Annotated in this window: 13 protein-coding genes and 1 pseudogene; 8 read left to right on the top strand and 6 right to left on the bottom strand. The window is 71.4% G+C overall.

Features of this window, described 5'->3' with window-relative positions:
• The first annotated feature begins 12 nt into the window (after positions 1 to 12).
• Complete coding sequence (locus VT50_RS05135) at positions 13 to 417, top strand: ArsR/SmtB family transcription factor (RefSeq protein WP_078840569.1); 405 nt, start codon at positions 13 to 15, stop codon at positions 415 to 417.
• Here the strand turns inward: VT50_RS05135 and VT50_RS05130 are convergent.
• The 3 genes from VT50_RS05130 to VT50_RS05120 all read right to left on the bottom strand — a co-directional run bounded on the left by VT50_RS05130 (position 334) and on the right by VT50_RS05120 (position 4128).
• On the bottom strand, positions 334 to 1719 hold the full coding sequence (locus tag VT50_RS05130; RefSeq protein ID WP_046084642.1) for a nucleobase:cation symporter-2 family protein: 1386 nt from the start codon (positions 1717 to 1719) through the stop codon (positions 334 to 336). The two genes, VT50_RS05135 and VT50_RS05130, sit on opposite strands and share 84 nt — an antisense overlap.
• A 241-nt stretch (positions 1720 to 1960) precedes the next feature.
• Complete coding sequence (locus VT50_RS05125; RefSeq protein ID WP_046084641.1) at positions 1961 to 3304, bottom strand: FAD-dependent oxidoreductase; 1344 nt, start codon at positions 3302 to 3304, stop codon at positions 1961 to 1963.
• A gap of 140 nt (positions 3305 to 3444) precedes the next feature.
• Positions 3445 to 4128 (bottom strand): DUF305 domain-containing protein, encoded by a 684-nt coding sequence (locus VT50_RS05120; protein ID WP_046084640.1) that lies wholly within the window; start codon positions 4126 to 4128, stop codon positions 3445 to 3447.
• A gap of 192 nt (positions 4129 to 4320) precedes the next feature.
• On the opposite strand from VT50_RS05120, the gene VT50_RS05115 reads away from it, so the two are divergent.
• A complete protein-coding gene (locus VT50_RS05115; protein ID WP_046084639.1) occupies positions 4321 to 5802 on the top strand; it encodes an LVIVD repeat-containing protein in 1482 nt (493 codons plus the stop codon).
• Positions 5803 to 5813: 11 nt separating this feature from the next.
• Here VT50_RS05115 and VT50_RS05110 read toward each other — a convergent pair whose 3' ends face one another.
• The 3 genes from VT50_RS05110 to VT50_RS05100 form a co-directional block, all read right to left on the bottom strand.
• Complete coding sequence (locus VT50_RS05110) at positions 5814 to 6455, bottom strand: TetR/AcrR family transcriptional regulator (protein ID WP_046084638.1); 642 nt, start codon at positions 6453 to 6455, stop codon at positions 5814 to 5816.
• Positions 6456 to 6672: 217 nt separating this feature from the next.
• Entirely contained in the window at positions 6673 to 7380 is a 708-nt protein-coding gene (locus VT50_RS05105) for an HAD family hydrolase (RefSeq protein ID WP_046084692.1), read from the bottom strand.
• Between the two features lie 153 nt (positions 7381 to 7533).
• Positions 7534 to 7809: a hypothetical protein gene (locus VT50_RS05100; protein ID WP_046084637.1), complete on the bottom strand. Its 276-nt coding sequence runs from the start codon at positions 7807 to 7809 to the stop codon at positions 7534 to 7536.
• 96 nt (positions 7810 to 7905) lie between these two features.
• On the opposite strand from VT50_RS05100, the gene VT50_RS05095 reads away from it, so the two are divergent.
• The 6 genes and pseudogenes from VT50_RS05095 (at position 7906) to VT50_RS05075 (ending at position 15659) form a co-directional block, all read left to right on the top strand.
• Positions 7906 to 9492 (top strand): MDR family MFS transporter, encoded by a 1587-nt coding sequence (locus VT50_RS05095; protein ID WP_078840568.1) that lies wholly within the window; start codon positions 7906 to 7908, stop codon positions 9490 to 9492.
• Positions 9493 to 9555: 63 nt separating this feature from the next.
• A pseudogene (locus VT50_RS40220) lies at positions 9556 to 10008 on the top strand (tellurite resistance TerB family protein); the annotation flags it as partial.
• A gap of 54 nt (positions 10009 to 10062) precedes the next feature.
• On the top strand, positions 10063 to 10443 hold the full coding sequence (locus tag VT50_RS40215) for an ArsR/SmtB family transcription factor (protein WP_240529051.1): 381 nt from the start codon (positions 10063 to 10065) through the stop codon (positions 10441 to 10443).
• Positions 10444 to 10547: 104 nt separating this feature from the next.
• Positions 10548 to 11012, top strand: coding sequence for a hypothetical protein (locus VT50_RS05085; RefSeq protein WP_046084635.1), 465 nt, complete (start codon positions 10548 to 10550; stop codon positions 11010 to 11012).
• Positions 11009 to 11326, top strand: a complete 318-nt coding sequence (locus tag VT50_RS05080; protein ID WP_046084690.1) for a winged helix-turn-helix domain-containing protein — start codon at positions 11009 to 11011, stop codon at positions 11324 to 11326. Before VT50_RS05085 ends, VT50_RS05080 begins: the two co-directional genes overlap by 4 nt.
• Positions 11327 to 11498: 172 nt before the next feature.
• Positions 11499 to 15659, top strand: a complete 4161-nt coding sequence (locus tag VT50_RS05075; protein ID WP_046084634.1) for a bifunctional nitrate reductase/sulfite reductase flavoprotein subunit alpha — start codon at positions 11499 to 11501, stop codon at positions 15657 to 15659.
• Positions 15660 to 15668 lie beyond the last annotated feature (9 nt).

The following is a 15668-nucleotide window of genomic DNA, read 5'->3' as shown; positions in this document are numbered from 1 at the left end:
TGAGGAGCAGCCGTGCAGACGCAGACCACGCCGACCGCGCCCCAGTCCAAGCCCCAGGCGTCGCCCCAGCCCCAGGCGCCCGGGCGCTCGCTGGAGCATCCGCGGTGCGAGGCGATCCGCCTCGAGGACGTGCTGCACGCGCTCTCCGACCCCATGCGGATGCGGGTGGTGCGGACGCTCGCCGAGGAGACCTGCGAGCTGTCCTGTTCGGTCTTCGATCTGCCGATCAGCAGGTCCACCACCACCCACCACTTCCGGGTGCTGCGCGAATGCGGTGTGATCCACCAGATCTACCGTGGCACCGCCAAGATGAACGTGCTGCGCCGGGCCGACCTAGACGCGCTGTTCCCCGGACTGCTCGACAGCGTCCTCGCCGCCGCGACCCTCCAGGAGGGGCGCGGCGGCGACCGGGGCTGAAGTCCGCCCGCCCGGCAGGTGGTTGAAGAGCAGATTGAGCGCGATCGCGGTGACACACCCGGCGCTGATCACGCTGTCCATCACCGTCTGGAACCAGTCCGGGAACTCCTTGTAGATCCCCGGCACCCCCACCGGCAGCAGCCCGACAGCGACCGACACCGCCACCACCGTCAGATTGTGGTTGTCCCGGAAGTCCACCCCGGCCAGGGTGCGCAGCCCGCTCGCCGCGACCGTACCGAACATCACCAGACCCGCGCCGCCCAGCACCGGGGCCGGGATCGCCGCCACCACCGCGCCCAGCTTCGGGCCCAGCCCGAGCAGCACCAGCAGCCCGCCCGCGGCCGCCACCACCCAGCGGCTGCGCACCCGGGTCATCCCCACCAGGCCGACGTTCTGTGCGAAGGCGGTGTACGGAAAGGTGTTGAAGACCCCGCCGAGCAGGGTCGCGGCGCCGTCCGCGCGCAGTCCGTCCGCCAGCCGCCGCCCGTCGACCGGGCGCTCGGTCAGCTCGCCCACCGCGATGAAGTCGCCGGTGGTCTCGGTCATCGTCACCAGCGCGACGACCAGCATGGACACCACGGCCGGGGTCTCGAACGTGGGGGTGCCGAAGTGGAACGGGGTGGCGACGCCGACCCAGTCGGCGTCGCCCACCCCGGAGAAGTCGGTGAAGCCCAGGGGTATCGCGGCCGCCGTGCCGGCCACGATCCCCACCAGCACCGCCACCCGGCCGAGGAACCCGGGCGCGAAGCGCTGTACGGCCAGGACGAGGACCAGCACCCCGGCGGCCAGGCCCAGGTTCTTCGGCGCACCGAAGTCCGGCGCGCCCTGGCCGCCCGCCGCCCAGTTGCCCGCGACCGGCAGCAGCGAAAGGCCGATGACCAGGATCACCGTGCCGGTCACCAGCGGCGGGAAGAACCGCAACAGCCGCCCGAAGACCGGCGCGAGCACGATCATCGCCACCCCGGCCACGATCACCGAGCCGTAGATCGCGCGCAGTCCGCCGCCCTCGGTGCCGATCAGCACCATGGGGGTGACCGCGGCGAAGGTGCAGCCCTGCATGATCGGCAGCCGGACGCCGAACCGCCACAGCCCCACGCACTGCAGGACCGTGGCGATACCGCACAGCAGCAGATCGGCGTTGATCAGATACGCCAGGTCGGCGGGCGACAGCTTCATCGCCCCGCCGACGATCAGCGGCACGGCCACCGCACCCGCGTACATGGCCAGCACATGCTGCAGTCCGAAGGCGGCGAGCCGGCCGGGCGGTGGCACCTCGTCCACGGGATGGCGTACGGACGTCATGGCGGCTCCTCGCGCGGTGCGGGTCGGGCGGCGGATCAGTGAGGCGACCGTAGAAGACTTAAACAATCTGTTGATTTCAGGGGTGTTGCGGCCCTGTGTCAACCCCTTGGACCGCGCGGAGACCCGTGACCGCCGTTCTGATCGCACGGAGGCGCGCGGAGACCCGCGAACCGCCGCCGCCCCGACCGCGCGAAGGCCGGGACCGCCGCCGGACGCCCGGCAGCGGTTCACCCGGCCCGGGTCACTCCCGCCCGCGCGCCGCGCCCAGCAGCCCCGTCCAGTCCGGGATCTTCACCTTCGTACGCCCCAGCGCCTCGCCGAGCGCCGCTTCGGCCGCCTCGATCCGCAGCCAGCCGGTCCACTCCACCGGCTCCACCCCCGCCTCGCGCAGCGCCCGCAGTGGATCCCGGGCCACCGGGCGGGCGGCGAGCGCGTCCGCGTCAGCCAGCAGCGAGGCCACCGTCTCCTTCGCACACGGCCGGTTGGTGCCGATCACCCCGGTCGGCCCGCGCTTGATCCACCCCGCCACGTACTCGCCGGGCGAGGGCTCGCCGCCGCGCAGCACCCGCCCCGCCACGTTGGGGACCGTGCCGCGCTCCTCGTCGAACGGCAGCCCCGGCAGCGGCACCCCCCGATAGCCCACCGAGCGCAGCACCAGCGGCGCCTCGATGTCCTCGAAGACCCCGGTGCCCGCCACCCCGCCGCGCCCGTCCGGCGCGGTCCGCTCGAAGCGCACCGCGCGCACCGCGCCCTCGCCCAGCAGCGCCACCGGCTTGAGGAAGAACCGCAGATGGATCCGGCGCGGGCGGCCCATGGGCGCGCGCCGCGCCCAGTCGCGCAGCACCTCGACATTGCGCCGGTTGATCCCCGGTAGCCCGGACGGGTCCACGTACGCCGGGTCAAGCGCCAGCTCCTCCGGGCGCACCAGCACATCGGCGCCGGTCAGCGCGCCCAGCTCACGCAGCTCCTTGGTGGTGAACTTCGCCTGCGACGGCCCGCGCCTGCCGACCATGTGGATGTCCGAGACCCGGCTCTCGTACAGCGCCCCGAGGGCGGCGTGCGGCACGTCGGTGGGCCTCAGCTCCTCCGCCCCGCGGGCCAGAACGCGCGCCACGTCCACCGCGACATTGCCCACCCCGATGACGACGGCGGAGTCCGCCCCGAGCGCGAAGGAGTCGACGGTCGCGTCCGGATGGGCGCTGTACCAGGAGACGAAGTCGGTCGCCGAGAAGCTGCCCGGCAGCTCCTCACCGGGAACGCCGAGCCGCCGGTCGGTCGCCGCGCCCACGCAGTAGACCACCGCGTGGTAGAGCCCCAGCAGCCGCTCGGGCACCAGTGGGGGCGGCCCCACCTGCACATTGCCGAGGAAGCTGACCCGGGGGTGCTCCAGGACCGCGCGCAGGGTGTTCTGCAGTGACTTGATCTTCTCGTGGTCGGGCGCGACACCGTAGCGCACCAGCCCGTACGGACAGGGCAGCCGGTCCAGCACATCCACCGACACCTCGGGGACGGCCTGCTGCTGGACGAGCGCTTGGGCCGCGTACACCCCGCTCGGCCCGGAACCGATGACCGCGACGCGAAGCACGAGGAGCTCCTTCCGCAGGATGTCTCCAGCATCCCACCCGGTGAGGCGCCCTGTCCGGCACTACGCGCCGGGGGACCGTCCCGGGTGACGCCGCCCGGCCGCCGGTGACACCGCCCGGCCGACGGTCCACGGGTCCGCGGCTACGACATCCGCCGCATCCGCAGGATCTCGCTGCTCTGCTGCGCGATCACATCGTCCGCCATCTCCTCCACCCGGATGTTGTTGCCCTGGGCCAGCACATCCGTGGCCATGGAGACCGCGCCCCGGTGATGGGCGATCATCAGCTTGAGGAAGAGCGCGTCGAAGTCGGCGCCCTCGGCGGCGCGCAGCCGGGCGAGCTGGGCCCCGGTGGCCATTCCCGGCATCTTCGCGTCATGGCCCCCGTGGCCGTCTCCGTCGCCGCCCTCCGGCTCGCCGCCGGCCGTCTTCTGCCAGGCGCGCATCGCCTCGATCTCCGGCCCCTGGCCGGACGCGATGCGCTCCGCGAGCCGCTTGACCTTCGCCGACGCGGCGCGGTCGGCGGCGAGGGCGGTCATCACCAGGGCCTGCCGGTGGTGCTCGATCATCATGCGGACGTAGGAGCGGTCGGCCGCGTTGGGGGAGTCGTCGTCGCCCGCCTTCGCCGCCTCCTCGGCCGACAGCTTCTTCGCCGCCTCGCCCGGCTTGCCCGGCGCGATCACCGCGGGCTGTCCGTCCTTGCCCTTCCCGGCGTCGGCCCCGCCGCCGCTCTCCGCGTCACAGCCGGTCAGGACGAGTGCCAGGGCGGCCGCCGCCGCGGCCGCCGCGAGGGATGCGGAGTGGAGCGTCGTACGGCGGTTCAACACCGTGGCCTCCTGGGGCGCTTGGGATCCGCAGACCGTCTTAGCACGTCAGCGGGGCTCCCGTTCCGGGCGCGTTGGGAAAATCTCTTTACGAACATGTTGCTACCTGTTGTGGTGTACATGGATAGAGCGATACTTCCCCCGGTCCGTCAACCGTTCAACTCCGAACGGAGACGGCGACAAAGGGAGGACGCAGTGAAGCCGTGGGAAAGACCTCCGCAGCGGCGCAGATACCTCGGGGCGCTCGCCGCCGCCTTCGGACTGGTGGCCACCTTGCTGGCCGCGGGCCCGGCGGCCGCGACGCCCGACCCCGGTGACGCTCCCCACAAGGAGCGGGTGACGAAGAGTCAGCAGTCGGAGGCCAGGGCCGCCATCGAGAAGGGTGACATCCCCGGCGTGGACCAGATCGTCCACAGCCGCAATGTCAGCCACCTCATCAACATCCCCAAGCAGGACCTCAAGGGCGTCAACTCCGACCTGGCCTTCCAGGGCAAGTACGCCTTCGCGGGGAACTACGACGGCTTTGTCATCTACGACATCAGCCGGCCGAAGAGCCCGAAGATCGTGAGCCAGGTGCTCTGCCCGGGCTCGCAGAACGATGTGTCGGTCTCAGGAGATCTGCTCTTCCTCTCCACCGACTCCTCGCGCAGCGACAACTCCTGCAACAGCACCACCCAGCCCGCGACCGAGAAGTCCTCGTGGGAGGGCATGAAGGTCTTCGACATCAGCGACAAGCGGAACCCGGAGTACGTCGCCGCCGTCGAGACCTCCTGCGGTTCCCACACCCACACCCTGGTGCCCGAGCGCAAGGACGTGTACATCTACGTCTCCTCGTACGCGCCCAGCGCCACCTTCCCGGACTGCCAGCCTCCGCACGACGGCATCTCCGTCATCAAGGTGCCCCGCAAGGCGCCCGAGAAGGCCGCGGTCATCGACTTCCCCGTGCTCTTCCCGGACGGTGGAAACCCCGGCGGGCCCACCAACCCCGGCGTCTCCCAGACCACCGGCTGCCATGACCTCACCACGTTCCCCCAGCTGAAGCTGGCGGCGGGCGCGTGCATGGGCGACGGCATCCTGCTCGACATAGCCGACCCCGCGAAGCCGCGGGTCATCGACCGGGTCGAGGACAACGTGAATTTCTCCTTCTGGCACTCGGCCACCTTCAACGAGCGCGGCAGCAAGGTCGTGTTCACCGATGAGCTGGGCGGCGGCGGGGCCGCGACCTGCAACACCGAGGTCGGTCACGACCGCGGTGCCGACGGCATCTACGACATCGTCGGCAAGGGCGACCGGCGCAAGCTGGTCTTCCGGAGCTACTTCAAGATCCCGCGCCACCAGGCCGACACCGAGAACTGCGTCGCCCACAACGGCTCGCTGATCCCGGCCAAGGGCCGCGACATCATGGTCCAGGCGTGGTACCAGGGCGGCGTGTCCATCTGGGACTTCACCGACTCCGACCGGCCCAAGGAGATCGGCTACTTCGAGCGCGGGCCGCTCTCCAGCGACGCGCTGGTCACCGGCGGCGCCTGGTCCGCGTACTACTACAACGGCTACATCTACTCCAACGACATCGAGAAGGGCTTCGATGTCCTGAAGATCCACGACCGGCGCACCGACAGCGCCGACTCGGTCCGGCTGCGCGAGCTCAACACCCAGACGCAGCCCGACTACCGCTGAGCGCGGGCTCCCTAGTCCAGAGTGCTCATCCGGCTCCCGTCGGGCGGTTCATCGCCCGGCGGGAGCCCCAGCTCCCAGTCCAGTCCGTAGCGGTGGAACAGCTCCGCCCGCAGCCGCCCGGGCGCCATCGGCGCGCCCGGCAGCAGCACCGCGACCACCGCGCCCATCAGCAGGGCGCGCAGCAGCCGGTAGTCGGTCTCGGGGTCCTCCGAGCCGTACCGGGTCACGGTGTCCCGCAACAGACTGGCCAGCCGCTGCTGCTCGGGACACTGGATGAAGCCCTCCGCCGTGAGGATCCCCGCCATATGCGTCCGCATCAGCCGGGGCCGGTCCCGGGCCAGGCCCAGGATCGCGTCGATCGCCCGCGCCAGCAGCTCCCGCCCGGCCCCCTCGCCCTCCGGCCGCGGCTCCCGCTCGAGCCCCCGCTCCAGCTCCATGTGCATCAGCCGGTGGACGGCCGACTGCAGCAGCTGCCGCTTGCCGGGGAAGTAGTACGACACCAGACCGCGGGCCGCCCCGGCCCGGTCGGCGATGTCGGCGAGGGTGGTCGCCTCGTAGCCGCGCTCGCCGATCAGCTCGACCGTGGCCTCCAGTAGACGGACCTGGGACCGGCGCCGCAATTCCTCATTGACCGATGGGCTTCGGGGGACCATGCTGTAACTCCTGCGTTGGCTGGCTGTCAGCCAATATACTCAGGCGAGGTGCGGTTGTCCGCCCTTCCTCTGAGGGCAGCCGTATGTCTCCGCCGGTTCGGGCGGCATGGGGGGATCGCCCGAACCGGTGGTTTCGCCCCTTTGGGGCGCTTTTGGAATCCCGTTCGGGGGCCGGGCCTTCTGGTGCTTGGTCTCCGGGTCGCTTGGCCTCCGCGGCCTAGGGAGCCGTGGCGGCGTCCGGCAGCAGGTCGAGAATCGCCCGCAGGGCGTCCGGGCGCCGGTCCACCGGGAGGTGGTCCACCAGATGGACCCGGCAGCCCAGGGCCGCCGCTCCCGCGTCAGCCCGGCGGTCATCGCCCACCATCAGGGCGTCACCCGGGTCCAGCCCCAGCGCATCGCACGCGGTCTGGAACAGTCGGGGATCCGGCTTCTGGACGCCGTGCTCGTACGAGAGCGCATAGGCGTCCACCAGCCCGTCCAGACCGTGGGCGCGGAAGACCGGGCGCAGATCCCAGCCGATGTTGCTGACCACCGCGATCCGCACACCGCGCCGGTGCAACTCGCCCAGCACCTCGGGGGCGTCGGGGTAGGGCCGCCAGGCGGCGGGCTCCTTATGGCGGTCATAGAGGGCGTCGTAGAGCTCGGGGCGGGGGAGCGGCACCTGGCGGGCCAGACCGGTGTAGGCGGCCCGGTGCAGTCCGGCGTCGCGGTCCCGCGCCCGCCACACCTCCTCCAGGTGCGGCGGCACCGAGAGTGGCGCGGCGCCGCCGGGAAGCGCCCCGGTGTCCTCCAGGCCCCGTGCGTACCCCAGGACCTCCGCCTCCGGGAGGGCGGTTCCGGTCCGCTCCAGCGCGGCACGGAGCCAGGACTCGGTGGACTCGACGCGGAACAGCGTCCCCGAGAAGTCGAACAGTGCACCCGTCATGGTCACGGCTGACGCTCCCTCGTCGACGGTGTGGCCAGTACGGCGTGGCCAGGGGCTGGGACTTCCGGCATCGTATGCCGTGGGCCCGGCCCCGTTCGGCGCCGCACGGTGACACGGCCCCGCGCCCTCCCCCTATCCCCGCGTCCCTTCCCTTCAGGGCGCCTCCTCAGACCCCGCCCCGCCCGGCCGCGCGGCCGTACGCGAGGTCTTCGCACGCCGCCGGGTGTGCTTCTTGTGCGCCGACTGCCGCGAGACGCCAAGCGGCTCGGCGATGTCGCCCCAGGCCCAGCCGAGTTCACGCGCCCGGTCGACCTGCAGCGCCTCCATCTCGTCGACGAGCCCCCGCAGTGCTCGTACGGCGGCCAGCCCTTCGCGGATCTTGTCCGACGTCGCCGCCGCAACGAGCTCGTTCACCTTGGATTCGTCCATGTGTCAACCCAAACTGACGGTCCGGCTGGGCGTCAAGGATCCCGGCGGGTGTGTCAGCTTGGGTTGACACGCCAGCGACTGTCACCCTAGGTTGACATGGGTCCGGGCAGAAATCCACACCCATCCACACCCACCCATCCATCCATCGGGAGGAGGGATGCCATGTCGCGCGCTCAGTCGGCGCACGCCGTGGACATCGAAAAGGCGCCCCCGCCTCGTCAGCAGGCGGTCCTGGTCTTTCTGGGACTGATGCTCGCCATGCTGCTGGGGACCCTGGACACCCAGATCGTCGCCACCGCCATGCCGACCATCAGCGGTGACCTCGGCGGTCTCGAACAGTTCGCCTGGGTCAGCACCGCGTATCTGCTGACCTTCAGTGTGACCACCCCGCTGTACGGGAAGCTCGGCGATCTCCTCGGACGCAAGCGGGTCTTCGTCTTCGCCATCGTGGTCTTCCTCATCGGCTCCGCGCTGTGCGGCGCGGCCGGGTCGATGACCCAACTCATCGTGTTCCGTGCCGTACAGGGCGTCGGCGGGGGCGGGCTCACCGTCTCGATCTTCGCGATCCTCGGTGACCTGTTCAGCCCCCGCGAGGGTGCCCGCTACCAGAGTTACGCCACCGCCACCTTCGCCGTGTCCGCCGTCAGCGGCCCCCTGCTCGGCGGGTTGATCACCGACCACCTCGGCTGGCGCTGGGTCTTCTTCGTCAATATGCCGGTCGGCGCGATCGCCCTGCTGATGGTGGCCGTCTTCCTGCCGCCACCCGGCCGCCGGGGGACCCCGCGGGTCGACTACGCGGGCATCGTCACCCTCGGGGGCGCCGTGAGCTGCCTGGTGCTGCTCACCAACTGGGCGGGCACCGCGTACGCATGGGGCTCCGCGGTCATCGTCGGGCTGGCGGTCGCCGTTCTCGCCCTGGGGCTGCTCTGGTTCGCGGCGGAGCGCCGGGCGGCCGAACCGGTCGTTCCGCTGCGCATGTTCACCAGCTCCACCTTCACCATCTCCAACGCGGTGGCGTTCGTCGGCGGTTTCATCTCCATCGGCGCACTGAACTACCTCGCTCTGTATCTGCAGATGGTGACGGGCACCAGCCCGCAGAACGCCGGTCTGCTGATGCTCCCGATGACGGCCGGAATGCTCCTGGCCACGATGGCCACCGGCCACTACATGGCCGCGACGGGGCAGTACAAGTGGTTCCCCGCCGCGAGCATGGCCGTCTCCGCGGTGGCCCTCTACCTGCTGTCGACCATGACGGCCGGTACCGGCTTCGCCGCCGCCTCCGCCTTCATGGCCGTACTCGGCCTCGGCGCCGGACTCTCCCAGCAGGTCACCGTCGTCGCCTCGCAGAGCGCGGTCGAGGTGCGGGACATCGGCGCGGCGACGGCCACCGTCACCTTCGCCAGGATGCTGGGCACCTCGCTCGGCGCCTCGGTCTTCGGTGCCATACTCAACCACGGGCTCGCCGGTCGGACGGTGGAACTCGGCGAGGGTGCGTCCATCAGTCCGGAGGCCGTGCGCCGCATGACGGAAGCCGCGCGGGACGCCTACACCTCGGCGTACGCGGACTCCCTGTCCACCGTCTTCCTCACCGCTCTGCCGCTCACCCTGGTGGGCCTGGTCTGCGCGCTCTTCCTGAAGAAGCTCCCGCTCCGCGCCGGTGGCGGACCTGGCGGGGGCCGGTGATCTACAAACGTGTAGATTCTGTTTTCTCCCCACAATGGAGGTATTACTGAGAAGGAGATGCAGATGACGCTGTGGGACCGCCTCAAGGACTCGGTCCAGACGATGCAGGCTCAGCTCACGGCGAAGAAGCACGAGTTGCAGAGCGGGGCGTTCCGGGACGCGAGCATGGCGATGTGCGCCTTGGTGGCGGCGGCGGACGGCACGATCGACCCGGCCGAGCGGCGGCGCGTCGCCCAGCTCATCGCCACCAATGACGTGCTCCAGAACTTCCCCCCGGACGATCTGCACCGCCGCTTCGAGGACCGCCTAGACGAGGTCACCGCGGACTTCGCCCTCGGCAGGGCGAGCGCCATGCGGGAGATCGGCAAGGCGAGGAGGAGGCCCGCCGAGGCCCGGGCCGTCATCCAGATCGGCATCGTCATCGGCTGCGCCGACGGCTACTTCGACGAGAGCGAACGGGACGTCGTCCGCGAGGCGTGCTCGGCCCTGGACATCCCCCCGACCGAGTTCGACCTCCACCGCCCGCTCCGCGTCCCCCGCCCGTACCGGGCCCCGGGCGGGCTCCCGCGGGTGGTCGGCGACCGGGCCTCCGGGCGGGCGGACCCCGGTACGGGGCGGGCGATACGCCCCGGGGCCGCCGTGCCCGGCGATGACCTCCAGGTCTTCCTCAAGGCGCTGACCAGCGGAACCCGTCAGAAACTCTTCGCGCACTTCGCCGACGGGGAGGAGCTGACCGTCGGCGAGGCCGCCGAGCGCGCCGGGCTCGGCCCGTCGACCACCTCCGAGCACCTCGCGGTCCTCCGGCGCGGTGGGCTGCTCCAGTCGACGCGCAGCGGCAAGCTGGTCCGCTACCGCGCCGACAGGGAAGGCATCGCGGAACTGCTCGGGCAGCTCCACTCCTATCTCCTCGCCCCCTCCGAACCGCGGGACACCCCTCCCGCCCACGGCTAGCGCGGAGCCCGCGCGAGTTCGCCGGATCGGGCTCCTTCGGCCCTTGACTTTCCTGTCGGGAAAGTTGGATGCTTACTTTCCCGACAGGAAAGTGAGGTCTCATCATGGTCGACATCGCTCCGGAACAGGCCCGTACCGCCCTCGACGCAGCAGACCGCGCCCGGCACCAGGTGGCCGAGGAAGTCGGCCTGCCCCGGGGTTACTGGTGGGCCATGGCGACCGGCTGGCTGCTGCTGGGCGTGCTGGGCACCGTGCTGCCGCCCTGGCTGGCCGGGATCGCGACCGTGGCCTTCGGCGTGGGGCACGGGGTGCTCGCGGCGCGCTTGCTCGACGGGCGCCGGCGCACGGATCGGCTCCAGGTGAGCGCGGCGGTCGCCGGTCGCCGCATCCCCCTGGTGGTGGTCGGCATGCTGTTCGGGCTCGTCGCGGTCACCGTCCTGGTGGCGCTCGCGCTCGACGCCGACGGCGCCGGTCATGCCGGTATCTGGGCGGCGGTGCTGACGGCGGCCGTCGTCGGGTTCGGCGGACCGGAGATCCTGCGCGTGCTGCGCCGGTGGGTGCGGGCGTGACGGAGGCGCGGTTCGACGAGCTGATCCATCCCAGCACCCGGCTGTCGCTGGTGGCGACCCTGGCGGCCGCCGACTGGGCGGAGTTCGCCTTCCTCAAGGACCGGCTCCAGCTGTCCGACTCGGCGCTCTCCAAGCAGCTCACGACGCTCGAAGAGGCCGGGTACGTGGCCACGGAGCGCCGCCTCATCGGCGGCCGCCGGAAGGTGCGCGCCCGGCTCACCAGCACCGGCCGGGACGCCTTCAACGCCCATATCGAGGCACTGCGAGCGATCGTCGCCGACGCCGTGGCGCCATCCCGGGAGCCTCCGGCGTGACGACCGCCCCGGTTGCGTTGCGGACGTATGATCCCTGCTCACAGGCGGCCTCCAGGTCCTGTGCGCAGGGGTTTAACCGCCGGTGACCGGCCCGAGAGACCTGTGCAACGAGCGGTTCGTAGAGTCACGAGAGACGTGGGGACCGGACCGAGCACAGGATAGGGAGGCGCCCGTGGCCGCCTCGGGTTCGCGGAGCGAGGACACGACGAAGGTGCGGACGGTCTGCTCGTACTGCGGTGTGGGATGCGGCTTGGTCCTCGATGTCGGCAGCGGGCCGGATGGGCGCCGTACGGTGCGGAAGGCCTCCGGGGACAAGGAGCACCCCGCGAACTTCGGCCGACTGTGCGCCAAGGGTGCCACCACGGCCGACATGCTCGCCGCCCCCGGGCGTCTGACCACGGCGCTCCGGCGTCCGCACCGCGCGGAAGAGCCGGTGCCGACGCCCAGGGACGAGGCGATCGCCGAGACGGCGCGGCGACTGCGGGCGATCGTCGAGGAGCACGGGCCGGACGCGGTCGCCCTCTATGTCTCCGGGCAGCTGAGCCTGGAGGCGCAGTACCTCGTGAACAAGCTGGCCAAGGGGTTCCTCCGCACCAATCAGATCGAGTCGAACTCCCGGCTGTGCATGGCCAGCGCCGGGACCGGCTACAAGCTCTCGCTGGGCGCGGACGGGCCGCCGGGCTCCTATGAGGACTTCGACCGGGCCGATGTCTTCTTCGTCATCGGCTCCAACATGGCCGACGCCCATCCCATCCTCTTCCTGCGGATGATGGACCGGGTGAAGTCGGCTGGTGCCAAGCTGATCGTGGTCGATCCGCGCCGCACCGCCACCGCCGCCAAGGCCGATCTGTTCTTGCAGATCAAGCCGGGTACGGACCTGGCACTGCTCAATGGGCTGCTGCACCTTCTGCGGGCGAACGGCCACACCGACGCCGCGTTCATCGCGGCGCACACCGAGGGCTGGGAGGCGATCCCGGAGTTCCTCGCCGACTACCCGCCCGCCACCGTCGCCGAGATCACCGGCATCCCGGAGGACGACATCCGCGAGGCCGCCCGGCTGATCGGCGAGGCGGGCGAGTGGATGAGCTGCTGGACGATGGGCCTCAACCAGTCCACCCACGGCACCTGGAACACCAACGCGCTGGTCAACCTCCACCTCGCCACCGGCGCGATCTGCCGCCCGGGCAGCGGACCCTTCTCCCTGACCGGACAGCCCAACGCCATGGGCGGCCGGGAGATGGGCTACATGGGGCCGGGACTCCCCGGTCAGCGGTCGGTGCTCGCCGACGCCGACCGGGCCTTCGTCGAGAACCTGTGGGGACTGCCGCAGGACACGATCCGCGCGGACGGCGTCGGTAAGGGCACCGTCGAGATGTTCCAGAGGATGGCCGACGGGGACATCAAGGCGTGCTGGATCATCTGCACCAACCCGGTCGCCTCCGTCGCGAACCGTAAGACGGTCATCGAGGGCCTGGAGGCCGCCGAATTCGTCGTCACACAGGACGTGTTCGCCGAGACGGAGACGAACGCCTACGCCGATGTCGTACTGCCCGGCGCGCTGTGGACCGAGACCGAGGGCGTCCTGATCAACAGCGAGCGCAACCTCACCCTCGCCCGGCCGGTGGTCGATCCACCCGGCGAGGCGATGGCCGACTGGCGCGTCATCGCGGCCGTGGCCCGTGCCATGGGCTTTGCGAGGGGCTTCGGGTACGACAGCGCGGAGGAGGTCTTCGAGGAGATCAAGCGCGCCTGGAATCCGGTGACCGGCTGGGACCTGCGCGGTGTGAGCTACGAGCGGCTGCGCGCCGCCCCGGTGCAGTGGCCCGCAGCGAGCGCCGAGGGGGCCGACCGCAATCCGATCCGGTACCTCGGTGCGGACGGCGCGCCGCTCTTCCCGACCGCGACCGGTCGCGCGGTCTTCTACCCCCGCCCGCACGTCCCGGCCGCGGAGCTGCCCGATGACGACTATCCGTACCAACTCAACACCGGCCGTCTGCAGCACCAGTGGCACACCCTGACGAAGACGGCCAGGGTGCCGAGGCTGAACAGGCTCAACCCCGGACCCTTCGTGGAGGTGCACCCGCGGGACGCCGCGGAACTGGGCGTCGCCGAGGGGGATTCGGTGGAGGTCGCCTCGCGGCGCGGCCGGGCCGTGCTGCCCGCGGTCGTCACCGACCGGGTGCGGCCGGGCTGTTGTTTCGCACCGTTCCACTGGAACGACCTGTTCGGGGAGTACCTGAGTGTGAACGCGGTGACCAGCGACGCCGTCGATCCGTTGTCGTTCCAGCCCGAGTTCAAGGTGTGCGCGGTCTCGCTGACCAAGGTGGCCACGCCGGTGACGGTGCGGGCTCCGGCGTCGGCGGACGCACAGCATCGGTCCACGGGCACGTCGGCCACCGCGGACATGACGTCCACCACTGCCCCGGCGGGTCCTCTTCCCACGGCTGCCGCTCCCGCCCCGTTCGGGCTGGAACCCACCCCGCCGCCGTCCCTCACCGAAGACGAGCGCCGGTACCTGACCGGCTTCCTCGCCGGTGTCCCGTCCGGCGCCCCCGGCGTGCCGGTGCTGCCCGCGGACGCCCCGTTCCATCCGTCGCACGCCCTGTGGGTGAACGGCGTGCTGGCCGGGATGCACTCCAGGGCCGAGCCGACGGCTCCCACCGCGGAGGTGCCGCGCCGGCAGGTCGTGATCCTCTGGGCGTCCCAGACCGGGAACGCCGAGGAGTTCGCGGCGGCCACGGTCGACCGGCTCACCGCACACGGTCACGCCGCCTCCCGTGTGTCCATGGACGAGGCCGACCCCGCCGCGCTGCCGTACGACGCCGATCTGTTGCTGATCACGAGCACCTTCGGCGACGGCGACGCACCGGACAACGGCTCCGCCTTCTGGGCCGCCCTCACCGCGCCCGACGCCCCGCGCCTGCCGGACCGGCGCTATTCCGTCCTGGCCTTCGGCGACTCCTCCTACGGCGACTTCTGCGGCCACGGCCGCCGCCTCGACCGGCGGATGGCAGAACTGGGCGCCGTGCGGCTGGCCCCGCGCACCGACTGCGAACCGGACTACGGGGCCGAGGCCGGGGCCTGGCTCGACCAGGTACTCATCGCGCTGAAGAACGCGGAGCAACCGTCACCCGACCCGGCCCCCGCGCCCGACCCGGCCCCCGCCGCACGGACGGCTCCTGCCGCACGGACGGCTGCCGCCGCAGGGACGGCTCCCGCTCCCGCCACCGCCCGGCTGACCGGCAACCGTCGCCTGAGCCTGCCCGGCGCGGCCAAGGAGGTCCGCCGCTTCACCTTCGACACCCGCGACGGCGAGACCCCGCTGGGCTACGAGGCCGGTGACGCCCTGGCGGTGCGACCGCTCAACTGGCCCGAGCTGGTGACCGAGTGGCTGGCCGTCACCGGCCTCGACGCGAACGCGGCCGTTCGGATCGGGAACGTCGGGGAGATGCCCTTCGCCGAGGCCCTGTCGCGCCATCTGGACATCACCAGCGTCACCCCCGACCTGCTGCGCTTCGCCGCCGATCGGATCCACGACCCCCGTGAGCTGCGGAAGCTCCTGCGCCCGGACAACAAGGGAGAGCTGGCGAAGTGGTCCTGGGGACGGCAGGCCGTGGACGTGCTGGCCGAGTTCGGCATCCGGGCCGGGGCACAGGAGTGGACCGATTTGCTGGGACGCCTGCGGCCCCGCCTGTACTCCATATCGTCCAGCCCGCTGACCGACCCCCACCTGGTGTCGCTGACGGTCTCCGTCGTCCGTTACGAGAACCTGGGCGGCCGTCCGCGCCAGGGCGTCTGCTCCCCCTTCCTCGCCGACGCCGAGCCGGGGACCCGGGTGCCGGTCCGGGTCCAGCGCACACCGCACTTCCGCCCGCCCGCCGACCCCGACACGCCGATGGTGATGGTCGGCCCCGGCACCGGCATAGCCCCCTTCATCGGCTTCCTCGAGGAACGCCGGGCCCGCGGCCACCGCGCCCCGAACTGGCTGTTCTTCGGGGAACAGCACCGCGCGACCGACTTCTACTACGAGGAGGAGCTGACCGCGTTCCTCGCCGACGGCACCCTCACCCGTCTGGACACCGCGTTCTCCCGCGACGAGCGCGCCAAGAAATACGTCCAGGACCGCATGCGCGAACACGGTCCCCTGCTGTGGTCCTGGCTCCAGGACGGCGCCCAGGTCTACGTCTGCGGCGACGCCTCCCGCATGGCCAAGGACGTCGACCAGGCCCTGCGGGACATCGCCACCGTCCACGGCGGCCTGGGCGGGGCCGGGGCGGCGGCGTACGTGAAGCAACTCGCCACCGACAAACGCTATCTGCGCGACGTCTACTGACCGCCGCTA

This window comes from Streptomyces antioxidans (assembly GCF_000968685.2).
GTDB classification, from domain to species: domain Bacteria; phylum Actinomycetota; class Actinomycetes; order Streptomycetales; family Streptomycetaceae; genus Streptomyces; species Streptomyces antioxidans.
The sequence above is the reverse complement of the archived record's forward strand: the minus strand, read 5'-3'. Positions and strand labels throughout refer to the sequence as shown.